The organism is Pseudomonas sp. 1L-E-NC-VB-C3 (assembly GCF_057291535.1).
In genome coordinates this window covers 44951-63106 of sequence record NZ_JBXAWD010000001.1, presented here as the reverse complement: position 1 = coordinate 63106, position 18156 = coordinate 44951, and the positions used below count along the sequence as shown (strand labels likewise).

Sequence of the window (18156 nt, the reverse complement as noted above, 5' to 3'; positions counted from 1 at the left end):
TCTTACTCGGGCAGGGCGATAGGGCCGATGTCTTTGAACACATCACCCGGTCCCGGGTTCTCTTTATGTGTGGATCCGCCGAAATGTTTCATGATCCCCCACACCGCGTTGAGCGAAGTCTGCACCGCGCCCTCGACCCACGCTGGTGTCCACGACACGTCGTCGCCGGCGATGAAAATCCCGCGCTGTTCGGCCGGCATGTCGTCCTGCATGAAGTGCGCGTACATGCGCTGGTTGTAGCGGTAATGGCCGGGCAGGGCGCCTTTGAAGGCACCGAGGAAATACGGATCGGCTTCCCACGACACGGTGATCGGGTCGCCGATGATCCGCGCGGCGATGTCGACTTTCGGGTAGATCTTTTTCAGTGCGTTCAACGCCAGCTCAACGCGTTTTTCCACCGGATGCGGGAGCATTTTCAACGCGTCGCTCATCCACGAGTACGACAGGCAGATCACCCCCGGCTTGTCGTCGCCGTTGTCGAACAGATAGGTGCCACGGGTCAGGCGATCGGTGAGGGTCATGCTCATCACGTCGCGGCCGGTCTCCGGATCCTTGTCCTTCCAGAATGGCCGGTCGACCATCACGAAGGTTTTCGACGACTGCATGTAGCGCGTGCGGTCGAGGGCCATCCACATCTTCTGCGAGAACAGGGTTTCATCGCATTCGATCTGAGTGGTCAGCAGCCAGCTCTGGCAGGTTGTCAGGACGGCGGCGTATTCGCGGGTGTCACCGTTGTTGTCGGTAACGGCGAAACGGCCCTCCGGTGCGTGAGCAATTTTCTTCACGCCGGAACGCGGCGCGCCACGGTGCAGGGATTTCAGGCTGGTGCCGGCCGGCCAGTGCACGCAGCGCTCCGGCACATGGCGCCAAATGCCCTGTGGCACCTGCTCGACGCCACCGACCACCAGATGTTGGTGATCGTCGCAATTGGTCATCACCACGCGGAAGATTTCCAGCATCGAATTGGGGAAGTCCGAATCCCAGCCGCCGGTGCCGAAACCGACCTGCCCGAACACTTCGCGATGCTGGAACGACAATTTGGCGAAGGCTTTCGAGGTGGCGACGAAGTCATAAAAGGTCCGGTCGTCCCACAGCGGCACCAGCTTGTTCCACAGCTCTTTCAGGCGCGGCACATCGCGATCGCGAATGGCTTGCTGGATATCGGAGAACTGCGAACCTGCTTCCAGCGCATCTGCCCAGGCGTCAGCGACTTCCTGGAACAAAGCAGGAAGATCCTTCAGGCTTTCGGCGTAATAGGTTTCGCCTTCCAGATCGATCACGGTACTGCCCGAAGCACCGGTCAGCGGGTTGGGGAAAGGCTTGGTTTCGAGGCCGAGCTTGTCCACGTAGTGATAGAACGCCGTGGAGGACACTGGAAAGCGCATGCCGCCAAGCTCCGCGACGATGGCGTCGGTACCGTTGAAGGCTTGCGAGCGCAGACGACCGCCGAGTTTCGACGCCTCGTACACCACCGGTTTCAAACCGAGTTTCATCAGTTCATACGCAGCCACCAGACCGGCAATGCCCGCCCCGACAATCGCCACCTCAGCGCCATGGTGCTGCTCGGGAATGCTCCCCAGGCCGGCGGGATGCTCGATCCAGTCGTCAAACGCGAACGGAAAGTCCGGACCGAAAATGGTGACTGGTTTTTTTCCGTCTGCAGGATGGCGGTTGTTCTTGTTCATGGCTGACCTTGTTGACGACCCGACGCAGGATTCGCGTCTGAGTATAGGAAAAGATGTCAGCCATTCTAGGGAGCGTGGAGCGCGTTAATAAGGCGCAATGTGTCGTCATTTTGCCTGATTATTGTGCAGATTGACGATTGCAGGCTGCATACCGACCAAAATGTGGGAGCTAGCCTGCTCGCGAAGAGACTCTGAAATTCACCCGAGAAGCTCGATCAAAATCTTAAACCGGCTGACCCCGATCTATCTTGCTACTCAGAATGATAGAAGTCGTGGTCTTCTCCACCCCATCGACACTGCCAATCTGATCCAGCAGCTGATCGAGCTGCTCCGGCGAATCGGTGCGTAACCACGCCACATAATCAAACTCGCCACTCACCGCACACAACTGCTGCACCTGCGCCATCGCACTCAAACGCCGCAACACGTCCTTGCCGGAACGCGGCTGCACCTTGATCCCGACGTACGCCTGCAAGCCACCATCGACTACACGCTGACCAAGACGCACGCCATAACCGGTGATCACTCTGGCCTTTTCCAGCCGGGCCAGCCGCGACGTCACCGTCGTGCGAGCAATGCCTAGCTGACGGGCGAGCATGGCCACGCTTTCGCGGGCGTTGATTTGCAGCGCGGCGATTAGCTGGCGGTCGATTTCGTCGAGGATGGGGTGGCGGGTGTCTGGCAAGGGGGGCTCCGGTGGCATGGGACAATCAGGTTAAGGATGGTACAGGGACAATCGCGTTGGGGCTTTCTGCGTTCTCTCAAACGGATTTTCTTGCGCAGTTCCAGAACGTTGCGCCCGCCAAGACGAAACCCAACCACTCGCCCACAAAAAAGCCGCGCATCAAGCGCGGCTTTTCAATTTGGTGGGCCCACACGGACTCGAACCGTGGACCAAAGGATTATGAGTCCTCTGCTCTAACCAACTGAGCTATAGGCCCTCAGTAGGCCGCGGATTATAGCGACGGTTTCGCGGCTGTGCTATCCGAAAAATCCGATACGGTTATATGCAGAAACGTCGCGGCGAATTCCTCCGGGGGCAGCGGCAGGCTGACGATGTAGCCCTGTATCTGTTCGCACCCTTCAGCAGCGAGGAATTGTTGTTGCGCCTGGGTTTCCACGCCTTCGGCAATCACGGTGAATTGCATGCTGCGGCCGAGCGCGATGATGGCGCGCACAATGGCCGCGTCGTGGGGGTCGTCAGGCAGTCCGCGGACGAAGGACTGGTCGATCTTGAGGATGTCCAGCGGCAGGCGTTTGAGATAGCTGAGCGAGGAGTAGCCGGTGCCGAAGTCATCGATCGCCAGTTGCACGCCGAGGTGTTTGAGCTGGTGCAGCACTGCCAGCGCCTCTTCGGCCTGACTCATGATGAAATTCTCGGTAATTTCCAGTTGCAGTAAATCCGGCCTGAGGCGGTTGTCCTTGAGCAGTTGCTCGATGCGCACCAACAGGTTCGGCTGACGCAGCTGCGCGCCAGCGAGGTTCACCGAGAGCGGCCCGAGCGGTTGGTAGATTCGGCTCCACTCGAACATTTGCCGGCAAGCGGTCTCCAGCACCCAGTCACCGATCTGCAGGATCATGCCGTTCTCTTCGGCCAGCGGAATGAAATGCTCGGGCGGCACGTCGCCGAAGGTTGGGTGGCGCCAGCGAATCAGCGCCTCTGCACCGACCAGACTGTGGTCGACCAGGCTGATTTTCGGTTGGTAATAGAGAAACAGCTCATCGCGCTCGATGGCGCGGCGCAGTTCGTGTTCCAGCGCTACGCGCTCGCTGGCCTGGGCGGTGAGGTCGCGGGTGTAACTTTCAACGCGGTTACGCCCCTTGGCTTTGGAGCGGTACATCGCCGCGTCCGCGTTTTTCACCAGGGTGGCGACATCGCAGCCGTCGCGGGGATAGAGGCTGGTGCCGATGCTCGCGCTGATAAAAAACTCGTGTTCGCCGGCCTGGAACGGCGCACCGAAGCAGTTGAGCAGTTTCGTCGCGATATTGTCGGCATCGCTGGCTTGCTGCAGGCCCGGCAGCAGAATGATGAACTCGTCGCCGCCCAGCCGCGCGACCGTGTCGATATCGCGCAATTGTTCTTTCAAGCGCACGGCGATGCCCTTGAGCAACAGGTCGCCGACCGGGTGGCCGAGGCTGTCGTTGATGTGTTTGAAACGGTCGAGATCGAGAAACAGCACGGCACCCTGGCCGCCATTTTCCTGCTGGCTGGTCAGGGCCATTTGCAGGCGGCTCTCGAACAAGGTGCGGTTTGGCAAGCCGGTGAGCGGGTCGTGGTGAGCTTGGTAATCAAGCTTGGCCTGCGCATGCTTGAGGCTGGAAATATCGGCGAACACCGCGACGAAGTGAGTGATGAACTTGTCGCGATTGCGCACGGCGCTGATGGTCAGCCAGCTCGGGTACAGCTCGCCGTTCTTGCGCCGGTTGGAAATCTCGCCTTGCCAGTGGCCTTCGTCAGTCAATTGGTGCCACATCGCCGCGTAGAAAGCGCTGTCATGCAGCCCTGACGCCAGCAAGCGTGGCGTGTGGCCCAGCGCTTCACTTTCGCTGTAACCGGTGATTTCGGTGAAAGCGCGATTGACGGCGCTGATGTGTTGTTGAGTATCGGTGATCAACACGCCCTCGGCGGTGCTCTCGAAAACGGTCGCGGCCTGCTGCAGTTTTTCCTGCATGAGATGGCGTTCGGTGATGTCGCGGGCGATGGTCAGCATGCAATCCTCGTCGCCGATCGGCAGCGGTCGACTGGACACTTCGCACAGGCGAATCTGCCCGTCGCTGCGACGGATGTGGCAAGTGAAGTCGCGGACAAACCCGTCGCGCTTTAGCAGATCGAGCATCTGCTTGCGTTCGTTGAGGTTGACCCAGATGCCCAGATCCAGCGTTGAACGATCCACCGACATGGCGCTGTTGAAACCAGTGATACGACTAAAACCTTCGTTGACCTCCAACAGCAGGCCGTCGCTCTGGCGCGACAGCAACAGGCCATCCGGCGACGCATGGAAAGCCTTGGCGAACTTCTCTTCAGAGGTTTGCAGTTGCTGTTGGGTTTCCTTGAGCTGGCTGATGTCGCGAACTACCACCACCAGCGCCGGGGTGGTGTCGAGGTCGAAAGGCTCGGCGGAAATCAGCCCGGTGAACAATTGGCCGTTGTTGCGGCGAAAGGGCATTTCCAGATTACGGATGCTGCCGGCCTGCAAACGCTGCAAGAGGCCCGGCCCCACCCCGGGGATGCCCCAGATATTGAGGTTGGTGGCGGTCTGGCCGATCACCTCCTCGGCCCTAAGGCCGATCTGCTCTTCGAAGGCCTCGTTGACCTCCAGCAGGCAGCCGTCGGACAGGCGCGCAATCACCAGAATGTCCGGGCATTGCTCAAACACCGAAGCGAACTTCTGCTCGGACAGGCGCAGCGCCTCTTCGGTGCGTTTGATTTCGCTGATATCGATCATCAACCCGCGCATCACCGGTTCGTGGCCATGCTCGATCAGGCTGACAATGTCGCGCACCCACAGGCAGCGGCCGTCGGCGGTGATCACGCGATAATCGACGATGTGATCGCGGCCCTGGCGCAGCGCTTCCCTGCAATAGTTTTGCGTGCGGGTCAGGTCGGCCGGGTGAATGATGTTGTGCCAGAAACCCGGAATCAGCCAGTGAGACTGTGGATACCCGAGCAGGTCTTCAGCATGGGGCGACACATAGCTGTAGGTGAAGTCGCTCATCCGCGCTTCCCAGGCGATCGCCGACAAACTCTCCACCAGGCCGCGATAGTGATATTCGCTGCTGCGCAATTCCTGTTCGAGGTCGATGCGCCGGCTGATTTCCGAGCTCAGGCGGCGGTTGATGCGAATCACCACGGCCAGCACCGTCATCAACAACAACAGACCGGGCAGGCCATACATCAGCAGATCTGACCAGAACGTGCGGTGGTCGAGCACATTACCGACCCAATGTTCCTGAATGCTGCTGATTTCCGCCGGTGTCATGTCGGCCAGGACTTTATCGAGGATGCCCACCAACATTTTGTTATCGCGAGGCACGGCCATTGCCAGTTGATAACGATACGGGGTTTCGCCGCTGACGTAGAGGCCGTCGAGTTTGAGCTGGCGCAGGCTCCAGACGCTGGAAGCCAGATCGCCGACCACCGCGTCCACTTCGTCAGTCGCCAGGGCTTGCAGCGCCGAACTGACATTGGGCATGGCCACCAGATTCAGATCGGGATGGTGAGTGCGCAGCAGTTCGTGGGGAGCGTAGTTTTCCACTACGGCGATTTTCAGACCGTACAGGTCGTCGAGTTTGCGCGGCTGGGCCCCGCCGACATGGGCCAGAATGACGATCGGGAAGTCGAGGTACGGCCGGGTAAATGACAGGTAATTCTGGCGTTCCGGCGTGGACATGATTCCCGGCAGCAAATCGATCTTGCCTTTTTTGACCTGCTCCAGCACCACCGTCCAGCTTGCCGGTTCGATGGGCGTCAGCTTGATCGCCAAACGTTGGCGAATCACGTCGATATAGTCAGCGGCGAGACCCTGATAGCGGTTCTGGTCGTCACGAAATTCGAAAGGCGGCCACGACGCGTCGACACCCAGGCGCAAGTCAGGGTGAGCCGCCAGCCAGCTGCGTTCTTCATCGGTGAGAGTCAGCGCGTCAGCCGTGGCGGTGCAAATCATCAATGACAGCAGAAAAAGCACGGGCGCCAGTCTGGGCATAACGCTCTCGTCAGGGCTTGGGATGATTGTTTCGAGTGTAGACGGGGTACGCGACGGGGAGGGCGGAGCGGGGAATTTAATCTGCCATAAAACAAAACCCCCGGCCTGGGCCGGGGGTTCTGGTATCACTCGTCGAGGAAGGAGCGCAGATGCTCGCTTCGCGTCGGGTGGCGCAGCTTGCGCAGCGCCTTGGCTTCGATCTGACGGATCCGCTCACGCGTTACGTCAAACTGTTTGCCCACCTCTTCGAGCGTGTGATCGGTGTTCATGTCGATACCGAAACGCATGCGTAGTACCTTGGCTTCACGGGCAGTGAGGCCGGACAGCACTTCGCGAGTCGCTTCCTTCAGGCTTTCCACTGTGGCGACATCGATTGGCGACTGCATGGTCGAGTCTTCGATGAAGTCGCCCAGATGGGAGTCTTCGTCATCACCGATCGGGGTTTCCATGGAGATCGGCTCTTTGGCGATCTTCAGTACCTTGCGGATCTTGTCCTCAGGCATTTCCATGCGTTCGCCCAGCTCTTCCGGGGTCGGTTCGCGACCCATTTCCTGCAACATCTGCCGGGAAATACGGTTGAGCTTGTTGATCGTCTCGATCATGTGCACCGGAATACGGATGGTGCGCGCCTGGTCGGCGATCGAGCGAGTGATCGCCTGACGGATCCACCAGGTGGCATACGTCGAGAACTTGTAACCACGACGGTATTCGAACTTGTCCACCGCCTTCATCAGACCGATGTTGCCTTCCTGGATCAGATCGAGGAATTGCAGGCCGCGGTTGGTGTACTTCTTGGCGATCGAGATCACCAGACGCAGGTTGGCTTCAACCATCTCTTTTTTCGCGCGGCGGGCCTTGGCCTCACCGATCGACATGCGACGGTTGATGTCCTTGATTTCTGCGATGGTCAGGCCGGTCTCGGTTTCCAGCGCAATCAGCTTCTGCTGGCAACGGATGATGTCCGGCTGCACGCGACCGATGGCTTCGGCGTACTTGCTCTTGCCTTTGGCCAGGGCGTCGGACCAGCTTTCGTCGACTTCGTTGCCCGGGAACTGACGCAGGAAATCGGCGCGCGGCATACGTGCATCACGTACGCACAGCTGCATGATCGCGCGCTCTTGCTGACGCAGGCGATCCAGGGCACTGCGTACACGCTCGACCAGGGCTTCGAATTGCTTCGGCACCAGTTTGATCGGCATGAACAGCTCGGCCAGGGCCAGCAACTCGGCAACGGCTGCCTTGTTGTGACGACCGTGCTTTTTCAGGGCCTTGCGGGTGATTTCCATCTGGTCGGCGACGGCACCGAAGCGCTGCGCAGCGATGACCGGATCCGGACCGCTTTCGGCTTCTTCTTCATCGTCGGAAGATTCGGCATCATCGTCGTCGGTATCGTCGTCGGCCTTGACGGCTTTCGGGTCAACCGGCGGCGGCACTTCTGCCGCAGGCGGCGCGATGCCGTCGTCCGGGTCGATATAACCGCTCAGGACGTCGGACAGGCGACCACCTTCGGTGGTGACGCGGGTGTACTCGGAGAGAATGTGGTCAACCGTGCCTGGGAAGTGCGCAATCGCGCTCATCACTTCACGAATGCCTTCTTCGATCCGCTTGGCGATTTCGATTTCGCCTTCACGGGTCAGAAGCTCGACCGTACCCATTTCACGCATGTACATGCGCACCGGGTCAGTGGTGCGACCGATATCGGTCTCCACCGCCGCCAACGCAGCGGCTGCTTCTTCCGCAGCGGCCTCGTCGGTATCGGCGTCGGCCAACATAAGGGCGTCCGCATCCGGAGCACTCTCGTGTACGGGGATCCCCATGTCGTTAATCATGCGGATGATGTCTTCCACCTGCTCCGGATCTGAAATATCCTCGGGCAGGTGGTCGTTGACCTCGGCGTAAGTCAGATACTTCTGCTCACGACCCAGTTTGATCAACTCAATAATACGAGACTGCTGTTGCGCTTTTCCGGACATAACACCCTATCCACTGAAGGTCTTGGCGGGCAAAAAACAAGCCGAGGATTATACCTGAGCTATGACCTCACGCGCCAGTTGAGGTCGGGTTTGATGCGGAAACATTGCGACTTAAAAGGTCGCGCAGTTGATTTTTCTCTTCGACGCTCAGTTCGCTTTGCCGCGCTTTCCTGAGTAACTGTTCGAGATTTCGCTCGCGTTGGCGGGCGGACAAGCTAGTAATGGTGTCGAAAAACTGTTGTTCAAGGTTATCTCCGTCAATCAGCCATTCCTTTTCTGCCAGCGCCTTGAGTAAGCGACCCTGTTCAGTACCGTGCCATCGCGCGATCAGCTGAAATGAGTTTAGCTTGGGATTCTTCTGTACGGCTTCGAGTAGCGCCACAAGCAGCTGGGCGTTGGTCTGATTTTCATCGGCAATGTGCCCGGCGTCTTCGACGCGCTTGGCCAGTTGCGGATGATGGAGCAATGTTCGCAGTGCCGTCAGGGTTGGCGATTCAACGCCAATCGGCGTACGCGGGCGCTGCTGTTCGCGATCGCCACCACGTTTGCCGTTCTTGTCCCACGGTTTCTTGTCCCACTTCTTGCCGCCGGCGCCGGGTTTCTTCGGCGTCCATTCCTGCTGCGGCACATACATGTCCTGTGCCTGCGGCTGATGGTAGTCGCTGTAGTCCGGCATGGCGTCATAATCGAAGCCCGGATCGTAGGCGGGCGGTGCTTCCTGCGGCGCATTCTGAACCAATTGGCTGACGGTCTCGCTGCTCAGGCCGGTAATCTCGGTCAGGCGCTGACGCATGAGGATGCGCAGGTTCGCTCCCGGCACCTTGTCGATCAATGGCGCGGCGAGGGTGGCCATGTGCGCCTTGCCCTCAAGTGAGCGCGGGTCGGCTTCTTCGGTCAGTTGCTGGAAAAAATAATCGGCCAGCGGCTGCGCGTGCTGATTGATGCGCGCCTTGAAAGCATCGGTGCCTTCGGCGCGAACCAGGGTGTCCGGGTCTTCGCCTTCGGGCAAAAACAGGAACCGCGCGCGACGACCGTCCTGCAGGCACGGCAGGGTCGCTTCCAGTGCACGCCAGGCTGCGTTGCGGCCGGCCTGGTCGCCGTCGAAGCAGAACAATACGTTCGGGACGACGCGGAACAGGCGCTTGAGGTGTTCTTCGCTGGTCGCGGTACCCAGCGTAGCGACGGCATTGCGCAGGCCTTGCTGGGCGAGGGCGATGACGTCCATGTAACCCTCGACAACTATGATTTCGTCGAGGTTGCGATTGTTCTTGCGCGCTTCATAGAGGCCGTAGAGTTCCTGGCCTTTATGGAATACCGGAGTTTCCGGTGAGTTCAGGTATTTGGGCTTGTCGTCGCCGAGTACGCGGCCGCCGAAGGCGATGATTCGTCCGCGGGTGTCGCGGATCGGGAACATCACGCGATCGCGGAAGCGATCGTAACGCTTGCCGGTTTCGGCGTTCTCGATCAGCAGGCCGGCTTCGATCATGGCTTTCTGTTGCAGAGTGTCGCTGCTCAGATGCTTGAGCAGGTTGTCCCAGCCCGGCGGCGCAAAACCGAGGCCGAAATCCCGAGCGATCTCGCCCGTCAGCCCGCGCCCCTTGAGGTAATCCACCGCAGCCTTGCGCGACGGATGACTCTTGAGTGCCTGCCGGTAAAAATCAGCGGCGGCGGTCAGCAGCGGGTACAGCGGCGAATCGGTCGGCTGGCGCGGCTTGCGCTCGCGACCGCTTTCTTCGCGGGGAATTTCCATGCCGGCGGCTTTTGCCAGATCTTCGACAGCCTGGGGGAAATCCAGATTGTCGTGATCCATGAGAAAGCCGAGGGCGTTGCCGCCGGCGCCGCAACCGAAGCAGTAATAGAACTGTTTGTCGGGGCTGACGCTGAATGACGGGGTTTTCTCTTTATGGAACGGGCAGCAGGCGGTGTAGTTCTTGCCGGCCTTCTTCAATTGCACGCGCGAGCTGACCACGTCGACGATGTCGGTGCGGTTCAGCAGGTCGTCAATGAAGCTCTGGGGAATCAGCCCGGCCATGGCGTTCTCGTCGTCTGCGCTGCAATAAATCCGTTGCGACAGGCCGTCGGACGCGGGCCATTGCTGGAAACGCACAAAAAGTGCGGCTCGACCGGTGTCGTCTGCGTGATCGCTGTCGGGAAGTGTATCTGCCGAAAATCCACTGACGTTAGTACCTATCAGTCTTCGACTATGTGAAAGTGTTGCGCTGAATCCGCTGACGGCCGATTGTCGACCTCGGATAGCTCAATAAAGCGGGCACGCATGCAGGTGCCTTGGGCTGATCGTCGTAAGAGGAATCAGTGGGTGTGCTCGTCAGTAGCCTTGAAAGGCTCGTCAGAAAAGACGTGCACCGCTGGCAAAAGAGCCAGGCCTGACGCGGTGAAGCAGATTTGTCTCGGTCGCATCGGCGGCGTCGACGGTGAAGCATCAAGCGTTTTACGCAAATGCCATTAGCCCGGCTGAGGGCCGGGCTTAGGCAAGAAGCTTGCTACGAACGTCTGTGGATTAGTACAGACGAACGGCGCGGCGCTGTTCGCGCTGAACTTTCTTGGCGTGACGCTTAACAGCGGCTGCTGCCTTGCGCTTACGCTCAGAAGTTGGCTTCTCGTAAAATTCGCGGCTACGAACTTCAGCCAGTACACCGGCTTTTTCGCAGGAGCGCTTGAAACGACGCAGAGCTACGTCGAAGGGTTCGTTCTCTTTTACTTTGACGGCTGGCATCCAGAGCTACCTTCATTCATTACCGGGGTCAACATCCTCGCGGCAAAAGAGCACTTGAAGACGTCGGTTTTTAAGGGTTGCGGATGTTAACCCCTCATCGCTCGGAATGCAAAGCCTCTGATCGAAAACCGCTGGTCGGGGCATCACGTGGCGACTATTATGCGCGCCTTCGAATTCAGCCTAAACAAGGCGCAAACCCATGCTAGTACTGGGATTAGAAACCTCCTGCGACGAAACCGGCGTCGCATTGTATGACAGTGAACGCGGTCTGCTGGCCGACGCGCTGTTCAGTCAGATCGACTTGCACCGTGTCTATGGCGGTGTGGTGCCGGAGCTGGCCTCGCGTGACCACGTCAAACGCATGCTGCCCTTGATCCGTCAGGTGTTGGCCGAGGCCGACTGTGTGCCGACCGAGATCGACGCAATCGCCTACACCGCAGGTCCTGGCCTGGTCGGCGCGTTGCTGGTCGGTGCTTCCTGCGCGCAGGCGCTGGCGTTTGCCTGGGGCATTCCGGCTCTCGGTGTGCACCACATGGAAGGCCACTTGCTCGCCCCGATGCTGGAGCCGAAACCGCCGGAATTCCCGTTCGTCGCTTTGTTGGTTTCCGGTGGCCATACGCAGTTGGTTCAGGTCGACGGCATTGGCCAATACAGCCTGCTCGGCGAGACGCTCGACGATGCGGCCGGTGAAGCCTTCGACAAAACCGCAAAAATGATGGGCCTCAATTACCCCGGCGGGCCGGAAATCGCCAAGCTGGCCGAGAAGGGCGTCGCAGGACGTTTCACCTTTCCGCGTCCGATGTGTGATCGCCCGGGTCTGGACTTCAGTTTCAGCGGCTTGAAAACCTTCGCCCTCAATACCTGGCAGCAATGCGTCAGCGCCGGGGACGACGGCGAGCAAGCCCGTTGCGACATCGCGCTGGCGTTCCAGCAGGCCGTGGTGGAGACTTTGACCATCAAGTGCAAGCGCGCCCTGAAACAGGCAGGCATGAAGCGGCTGGTGATTGCCGGCGGCGTCAGCGCCAACAAGGCGTTGCGGGTTTCGCTGGAAAAGATGCTCGGCGATATGAAGGGTGATGTGTTCTATGCGCGCCCGGAGTTCTGCACCGACAATGGCGCGATGATCGCATTTGCCGGTTGCCAGCGCCTGAAGGCCGGTCAGCAGGAAAGTCTGGCAATCACCGTGCAGGCACGCTGGCCAATGGAGCAGTTGTCGGCGCTGTAATGAGCGACGCTCATGGACGGCAGTCAGAAATGCCGTTCGCGCCCGGCAAACAGGTCGCGTAGATTGCCGCGATGGCGCCAGACAATCAGCAAGGTCAGCGCGCTCATTGGCAGCAAGGCTTCCGGCTCCTGCCAGGCCAGCAACGGCAGGGTCAGTGGCGTGGCAATCAGCGCCGCCAGCGAGCTGGTGCGGGTCAGGTAAAACGTCAGTAGCCAGGCACATACTGCCAGCAGCGCGGCGGGTGGATACAGGCCGAGCAGCATGCCGGCGGCAGTGGCAACGCCTTTGCCGCCACGAAAGCGAAAGTACAAAGGGAACAGGTGACCGATCACGGCGCATACGCCAATCCAGGCCTGATCCTGCACTGAAAGGCCCGCGCCCGAGGCGATCAGCACCGGCAGCAGGCCTTTGCACAGATCACCGAGCAGGGTCAGGATCGCCAGTTTGCGACCGGCCAGGCGCAGCATGTTGGTGGCGCCGGCATTACCCGAGCCACTCATTCGCGGATCCGGATTTCCGGTCAGGCGGCTGAGCAAAATGGCAAAGGACAGCGAGCCGAGCAGGTAGGCGAGAATCGCCAGTAGCCAAAACATGCTAACTATTCCGGGCGAGGACGCCCTGATTCTAACGGCGCATCGCGCCCTTGTCGTGCAGCGGAGAGAAGTGCTTGGACAGAGTGTTTATCGAGGGCCTGGAAGTCGACACCGTGATCGGTGCCTACGACTGGGAGCGCGGCATCCGTCAGTGCCTGCGTCTTGATCTGAGCTTCGCCTGGGACAATCGCCCGGCCGCCGCCGGTGACGACCTGACCCTGGCGCTCGATTACGCCAGTGTTTCCACGCGCATTCAGGCCTTCGCCGAGCAGGCGCAGTTCCAGCTGGTCGAAACCTTCGCCGAGCGTCTGGTTGAAGTGCTGATGACCGAATTCAAGATCACCTGGGTGCGACTGAAACTGACCAAACCGGGCGCCGTTCCAGCGGCCAAGGGTGGTGTGGGTGTGGAGATCGAGCGCGGATGTCGCTGACTCAGGTCTACCTCGGGCTCGGTAGCAATATCGAGCGCGAAACCCATTTGCGCGCCGGTCTCGATGCGCTGGCCACGTTCCTGGTGGATATCCGTTGTTCGGCGGTGTTCGAGAGCCAACCGGTGGGCATCAAGAGCGGGCCGTTCTTCAATTTCGTGGTCTCGGCCTACACCGATCTGCCGTTGATGGAGCTTGACCGCCGCTTGAAATTCATCGAGGCGGACAACGGTCGTTATGCCCCGGATCGCAAAGGTCTGCCGCTGGATATCGACGTGCTGCTGTATGGCGATCTGGTGGGTAATTTCGATGGATTGATGCTGCCGCGTGCTGAAATCCTGAAAAATGCCTTTGTGCTGTGGCCGCTGTCGTTGATTGCGCCGGATCGGGTGCATCCGGGGGTGGGCAAGAGCTTTGCGACGTTGTGGGCCGAGGCGCAGATTGATCAGGTGTTGGCGCCGGTTGCGTTCGAATGGCGGGGGGAGCAGCTCACGCCTTCGGATTTGCGGTGATATCAAATGCGCTTTCGCGAGCAGGCTCGCTCCCACATTGGATCGAGGTCTCATGTGGGAGCGAGCCTGCTCGCGAAGTTTTTTATCAGGCTGTCGCCGCCTCTTTGTAGGCTTTCAACGCCTTCAGTCGTTCCCGCTTCAGCGCTTCACCCAGTTCCGGCCCCTTGAAGCCCTTTTCCAGCAGCGGCTGCACCGCCACCGCTCGCGCAGCTTTCGCCGCTCCGCGCAAATAATCCGCCTGTGGATAACTGCGCTGCTCCAGGCCCTTGCGGCCACGGGCGTCCATCTCGCACGCGGCGATAAACTCTTCGAATCGCTGCGGCCGGCGATAAATATCGAAACTCTGCAGCAACTCCAGCAGCGTCGAGGCTTTCAGCTCCAGCGCCCGGTGCCCATGGGTGTGGTACTGGCCGGCCAGCAGCGCCAGTTCCTGACAGTCCTTGGGGACCTTGAAGCGCTCGTTGACCGCTTTGATCAGCTTCAGCCCGGTGTGCTCATGGGCGATATGCCTGGGCCATTCATCTTCCGGCGTCAGGCCTTTACCAAGGTCATGCAGCAGGCAGGCCCAGCGCACCGTCAGTGGTTGTTTGTGCAGGGCTGATTGCTCCAGCACGCTCAGGGTGTGCAGGCCTGTGTCGATTTCCGGGTGGTGGGTCTCTGGCTGTGGCACGCCGAACAAGGCGTCGACTTCCGGCATTAGCTCTTTGAGTGCGCCACAGTCGCGCAAGACCTGGATGAACACCTGTGGATGATCTTCCATCAGTGCCCGGGAAATCTCCTTCCAGCTACGTTCGGCAGTCAGCGCCTGCAATTCGCCGGACTCACTGAGCTGGCGCATCAAGTCCATGGTCTCATCGGCGACCGTAAAGCCCAATCCTGCGTAGCGTGCAGCAAAACGGGCAACGCGCAGCACTCGCAACGGATCTTCGGCGAACGCCGGGGAAACATGGCGAAGGATTCGTGCTTCGAGATCGCGCTGGCCATGGTACGGATCGGTCAGGTTGAGCTGATCGTCCTCCGCCATCGCGTTGATCGTCAGGTCGCGGCGAATCAGGTCTTCTTCAAGCGTCACTTCGGGACTCGCGTAGAAAGTGAAACCGCCGTAACCGCGACCGCTTTTGCGCTCCGTGCGGGCGAGGGCATATTCCTCACCGGTTTTGGGATGCAGAAACACCGGAAAATCCGCGCCAACCGGGCGGAATCCCTTGGCGAGCATTTCTTCAGTGGTCGCGCCGACCACGACCCGGTCGACATCAGTGACCGGCAACCCCAACAGGCGATCACGTACTGCGCCGCCAACCTTGTAAACCTGCATAAAAAACCTCCGTCAGTCCGACAGGATAACCCTTGCGCCAGACTTTCGGAGGCCAGAACCGGATCAAAGATGAATCACGGCCAGATCGAGCCGGCCGTAATCGCCCTCGCTGTGTTCACTGCGTGGCGGCACGTGATGGGTTTTCATGATCTGGTCGCCTTGCAGGGTTTCCAGATGAATGTCGAAGCCCCAGAGCCGGTGCAGGTGCTTGAGGACTTCTTCGGTGGAGTCGCCCAAGGGTTTGCGGTCGTGCTGCTGATGGCGCAGGGTCAGCGAGCGATCACCGCGCCGGTCGATGCTGTAGATCTGCACGTTCGGCTCACGATTGCCGAGGTTGTATTGCGCTGCCAGGGTTTCCCGGATGATGCGGTAGCCGCCCTCGTCATGGATGGCCGGCACCAGCAGGTCGTCTTTCTGGTCGTCATCGAGAATGCTGAACAGCTTCAGATCGCGGATCACCTTCGGCGACAGGTACTGCAGGATGAAGCTCTCATCCTTGAAACTGCTCATGGCGAACTTGATGGTCGACAGCCAGTCGGAACCAGCGATGTCCGGGAACCAGCGGCGATCTTCTTCGGTAGGCTCTTCGCACATGCGCCGAATGTCGCGGTACATGGCGAAACCCAATGCATAGGGGTTGATGCCGCTGTAGTACGGACTGTCGAAACCCGGCTGGAATACCACGCTGGTGTGCGAGGTGAGGAATTCCATCATGAAACCGTCGGTCACCAGGCCCTCGTCGTACAGATCATTCATCAGCGTGTAATGCCAGAACGTTGCCCAGCCTTCGTTCATGACCTGAGTCTGGCGCTGCGGATAGAAATACTGGGCGATCTTGCGCACGATGCGTACGATCTCGCGCTGCCAGGGTTCCAGCAGCGGCGCATGCTTCTCGATGAAATAGAGGATGTTTTCCTGCGGCTCGGCCGGGAAGCGGGCGTTGTCCTTGTCGCTGTATTTGTCCGCGCCTTTGGGAATGGTGCGCCACAAATCATTGATCTGCTTCTGCATGTGCTCTTCGCGATCCTTTTGCCGCCGGCGCTCTTCCTCGGCGGAAATCGGATACGGGCGCTTGTAGCGGTCGACACCGTAATTCATCAGGGCATGGCAGGAGTCGAGGAGATCTTCCACGGCATCGATGCCGTGGCGCTCTTCGCACTGCATGATGTACTGCTTGGCGAACACCAGGTAATCAATGATCGAACTGGCGTCGGTCCAGGTGCGGAACAGGTAGTTGCCCTTGAAGAAGCTATTGTGGCCATAGCAGGCATGGGCCACCACCAGCGCCTGCATGCAGATGGTGTTTTCTTCCATCAGATAGGCGATGCATGGGTCGGAGTTGATTACGATCTCGTAGGCTAGGCCCATTTGTCCGCGACTGTATGATTTCTCGGTACTGAGGAAGTGCTTGCCATAGGACCAGTGGTGATAGCCCAGTGGCATGCCCACTGAGGCATAGGCGTCCATCATCTGCTCGGCGGTGATCACTTCGATCTGGTTGGGGTAGGTGTCCAGAGCATAACGGGCCGCGATCCGGGCGATTTCACGGTCGTAGGTCTGGATCAGCTCGAATGTCCATTCGGAGCCGGTGGATATGGGTTGGCGCTTCTGCTCTTTGGCGGTCATGTCACTAACCTGCGCTGGAAGAGTTCACGGAAGACCGGATAGATATCTCCGGCCGAGACCAGTTGCTGCTGGGCAAATGTGTCAGAGAAGGCTTCGGCGATGCGTTCGTATTCGTACCACAGGGCCTGATGTTCGCGCGGGGTGATCTCCACATAAGTGTAGTACTGCACAAACGGCATGATCTGGTTGATCAGGATGTCGCGGCAGATCGGCGAATCGTCGTTCCAGTTGTCGCCATCGGAGGCCTGAGCGGCGTAGATGTTCCACTCGTTGCTCGGATAGCGCTCGGCCATGATTTCCTGCATCAGCTTCAGGGCGCTGGAAACAATGGTGCCGCCGGTCTCACGAGAATAGAAAAACTCCTCTTCGTCCACTTCCCGGGCGCTGGTGTGGTGACGGATGAACACCACGTCGATCTTGTCGTAGTTACGCTTGAGAAACAGGTACAGCAGGATGAAAAAGCGCTTGGCGATGTCCTTGGTGGCCTGCGTCATAGAACCGGACACGTCCATCAGGCAGAACATCACTGCTTTGGAACTGGGATTGGGTTGCTTGACCAACAGGTTGTATTTCAAGTCGAAGGTGTCGAGGAACGGCACGCGGTGAATGCGCGCGCTGAGTTTCTCGATTTCAGCTTCGAGTTCCTGAATATCGCCGAAGTTGTCCGGTTCTTCGCGCTTGAGCCGCGCCAGTTCTTCTTTGGCTTCGCGAAGCTTTGCGCGACTGCTGCCGGACAGGGCGATACGACGCGCATGAGCCGAACGCAACGTGCGAATGATATTGATGCGTGAGGGGTTACCTTCGTTGCTGATCCCGGCGCGGACGGTTTTGAACGTGTCGGTGCCGGTCAGGTTGCGTTTGACCAGGTTCGGCAGTTCCAGGTCTTCGAACATGAATTCGAGAAACTCTTCCTGCGTGATCTGGAAGACGAACTCGTCCATGCCTTCGCCTGAATTGCCGGCCTTGCCCGGGCCGCGCCCACCGCCGCCGCCCGGTGGACGGGCGATATGTTCACCGGCCGTGAACTCTTTGTTACCGGGATGCACCACGGTCTGTTTGCCGCCGCGTCCGTGATGGAGCACCGGTTCGTCGATGTCGCGACCGGGAATGCTGATCTGTTCACCGTGCTCCATATCGGTGATGGAGCGGCGACTGACTGCCTCTTCGACAGCCTTTTTGATGTGGTCACGGTAACGCCGCAGAAAACGCTGGCGGTTCACCGTGCTCTTGTTTTTGCCATTGAGGCGTCGGTCGATCACATAGCTCATAAGGCCCCTCCGGGGAGCTTCAAGTTTTGAGCTGCAAGCTGCAAGTGGAAGCGAATGCCCGTGTTTCAGGGTTCACACGCTTTGTTCTTGCAGC

Annotated in this window: 13 protein-coding genes and 1 tRNA gene; 3 read left to right on the top strand and 11 right to left on the bottom strand. The window is 59.4% G+C overall.

Features of this window, described 5'->3' with window-relative positions; all coding sequences use genetic code 11:
- Window positions 1-2: 2 nt before the first annotated feature.
- The 7 genes from AC0Z5Z_RS00275 to rpsU form a co-directional block, all read right to left on the bottom strand.
- On the bottom strand, window positions 3-1685 hold the full coding sequence (locus AC0Z5Z_RS00275) for a flavin monoamine oxidase family protein (RefSeq protein ID WP_024014552.1): 1683 nt from the start codon (window positions 1683-1685) through the stop codon (window positions 3-5).
- A 223-nt stretch (window positions 1686-1908) separates the two neighbouring features.
- Window positions 1909-2370: an Lrp/AsnC family transcriptional regulator gene (locus AC0Z5Z_RS00270; RefSeq protein WP_485610557.1), complete on the bottom strand. Its 462-nt coding sequence runs from the start codon at window positions 2368-2370 to the stop codon at window positions 1909-1911.
- Between the two features lie 179 nt (window positions 2371-2549).
- Window positions 2550-2626: transfer RNA gene (locus AC0Z5Z_RS00265), tRNA-Ile, on the bottom strand.
- A gap of 15 nt (window positions 2627-2641) precedes the next feature.
- Entirely contained in the window at window positions 2642-6388 is a 3747-nt protein-coding gene (locus AC0Z5Z_RS00260) for a bifunctional diguanylate cyclase/phosphodiesterase (RefSeq protein WP_485610556.1), read from the bottom strand.
- A 125-nt stretch (window positions 6389-6513) separates the two neighbouring features.
- Window positions 6514-8361: an RNA polymerase sigma factor RpoD gene (rpoD, locus tag AC0Z5Z_RS00255; protein ID WP_024014550.1), complete on the bottom strand. Its 1848-nt coding sequence runs from the start codon at window positions 8359-8361 to the stop codon at window positions 6514-6516.
- Window positions 8362-8428: 67 nt separating this feature from the next.
- Window positions 8429-10393, bottom strand: a complete 1965-nt coding sequence (gene dnaG, locus AC0Z5Z_RS00250; protein WP_056786653.1) for a DNA primase — start codon at window positions 10391-10393, stop codon at window positions 8429-8431.
- Between the two features lie 486 nt (window positions 10394-10879).
- Window positions 10880-11095 (bottom strand): 30S ribosomal protein S21, encoded by a 216-nt coding sequence (gene rpsU, locus AC0Z5Z_RS00245; protein WP_002551877.1) that lies wholly within the window; start codon window positions 11093-11095, stop codon window positions 10880-10882.
- Window positions 11096-11294: 199 nt separating this feature from the next.
- Between rpsU and tsaD the strand changes: the two genes are divergently transcribed.
- Window positions 11295-12320 carry a tRNA (adenosine(37)-N6)-threonylcarbamoyltransferase complex transferase subunit TsaD gene (gene tsaD, locus AC0Z5Z_RS00240; RefSeq protein ID WP_039757706.1) on the top strand — a complete coding sequence of 342 codons (1026 nt, stop codon included), beginning with the start codon at window positions 11295-11297 and terminating at the stop codon, window positions 12318-12320.
- Window positions 12321-12343: 23 nt separating this feature from the next.
- On the opposite strand, the gene plsY is transcribed toward tsaD, so the two are convergent.
- Window positions 12344-12913 (bottom strand): glycerol-3-phosphate 1-O-acyltransferase PlsY, encoded by a 570-nt coding sequence (gene plsY / locus AC0Z5Z_RS00235; protein WP_041476705.1) that lies wholly within the window; start codon window positions 12911-12913, stop codon window positions 12344-12346.
- A gap of 74 nt (window positions 12914-12987) precedes the next feature.
- Here plsY and folB point away from each other — a divergent pair, with 74 nt between their 5' ends.
- Both folB and folK read left to right on the top strand, forming a co-directional pair.
- The gene (gene folB, locus AC0Z5Z_RS00230; RefSeq protein WP_056786656.1) at window positions 12988-13344 is read left to right on the top strand and encodes a dihydroneopterin aldolase; all 357 of its coding nucleotides are present in this window, start codon (window positions 12988-12990) and stop codon (window positions 13342-13344) included.
- On the top strand, window positions 13335-13853 hold the full coding sequence (gene folK, locus AC0Z5Z_RS00225) for a 2-amino-4-hydroxy-6-hydroxymethyldihydropteridine diphosphokinase (protein ID WP_122699657.1): 519 nt from the start codon (window positions 13335-13337) through the stop codon (window positions 13851-13853). Before folB ends, folK begins: the two co-directional genes overlap by 10 nt.
- 85 nt (window positions 13854-13938) lie before the next feature.
- Here the strand turns inward: folK and AC0Z5Z_RS00220 are convergent, their stop codons facing one another.
- From AC0Z5Z_RS00220 to AC0Z5Z_RS00210, 3 genes are all read right to left on the bottom strand, one after another.
- Window positions 13939-15168: a multifunctional CCA addition/repair protein gene (locus AC0Z5Z_RS00220; RefSeq protein WP_485610555.1), complete on the bottom strand. Its 1230-nt coding sequence runs from the start codon at window positions 15166-15168 to the stop codon at window positions 13939-13941.
- A gap of 63 nt (window positions 15169-15231) precedes the next feature.
- Window positions 15232-16794 (bottom strand): SpoVR family protein, encoded by a 1563-nt coding sequence (locus AC0Z5Z_RS00215; RefSeq protein ID WP_024014545.1) that lies wholly within the window; start codon window positions 16792-16794, stop codon window positions 15232-15234.
- A complete protein-coding gene (locus AC0Z5Z_RS00210) occupies window positions 16791-18062 on the bottom strand; it encodes a YeaH/YhbH family protein (RefSeq protein WP_039757709.1) in 1272 nt (423 codons plus the stop codon). Before AC0Z5Z_RS00210 ends, AC0Z5Z_RS00215 begins: the two co-directional genes overlap by 4 nt.
- Between the last annotated feature and the right edge of the window lie 94 nt (window positions 18063-18156).

Coding starts and splice junctions, on each gene's coding strand:
- folK (WP_122699657.1), top strand. CDS start 13,335: ATGTCGCTGACTCAGGTCTACCTCGGGCTCGGTAGCAATATCGAGCGC.
- rpoD (WP_024014550.1), bottom strand. CDS start 8,361: ATGTCCGGAAAAGCGCAACAGCAGTCTCGTATTATTGAGTTGATCAAA.
- dnaG (WP_056786653.1), bottom strand. CDS start 10,393: ATGGCCGGGCTGATTCCCCAGAGCTTCATTGACGACCTGCTGAACCGC.
- AC0Z5Z_RS00260 (WP_485610556.1), bottom strand. CDS start 6,388: ATGCCCAGACTGGCGCCCGTGCTTTTTCTGCTGTCATTGATGATTTGC.
- AC0Z5Z_RS00275 (WP_024014552.1), bottom strand. CDS start 1,685: ATGAACAAGAACAACCGCCATCCTGCAGACGGAAAAAAACCAGTCACC.
- plsY (WP_041476705.1), bottom strand. CDS start 12,913: ATGTTTTGGCTACTGGCGATTCTCGCCTACCTGCTCGGCTCGCTGTCC.
- rpsU (WP_002551877.1), bottom strand. CDS start 11,095: ATGCCAGCCGTCAAAGTAAAAGAGAACGAACCCTTCGACGTAGCTCTG.
- AC0Z5Z_RS00220 (WP_485610555.1), bottom strand. CDS start 15,168: ATGCAGGTTTACAAGGTTGGCGGCGCAGTACGTGATCGCCTGTTGGGG.
- AC0Z5Z_RS00215 (WP_024014545.1), bottom strand. CDS start 16,794: ATGACCGCCAAAGAGCAGAAGCGCCAACCCATATCCACCGGCTCCGAA.
- AC0Z5Z_RS00210 (WP_039757709.1), bottom strand. CDS start 18,062: ATGAGCTATGTGATCGACCGACGCCTCAATGGCAAAAACAAGAGCACG.
- tsaD (WP_039757706.1), top strand. CDS start 11,295: ATGCTAGTACTGGGATTAGAAACCTCCTGCGACGAAACCGGCGTCGCA.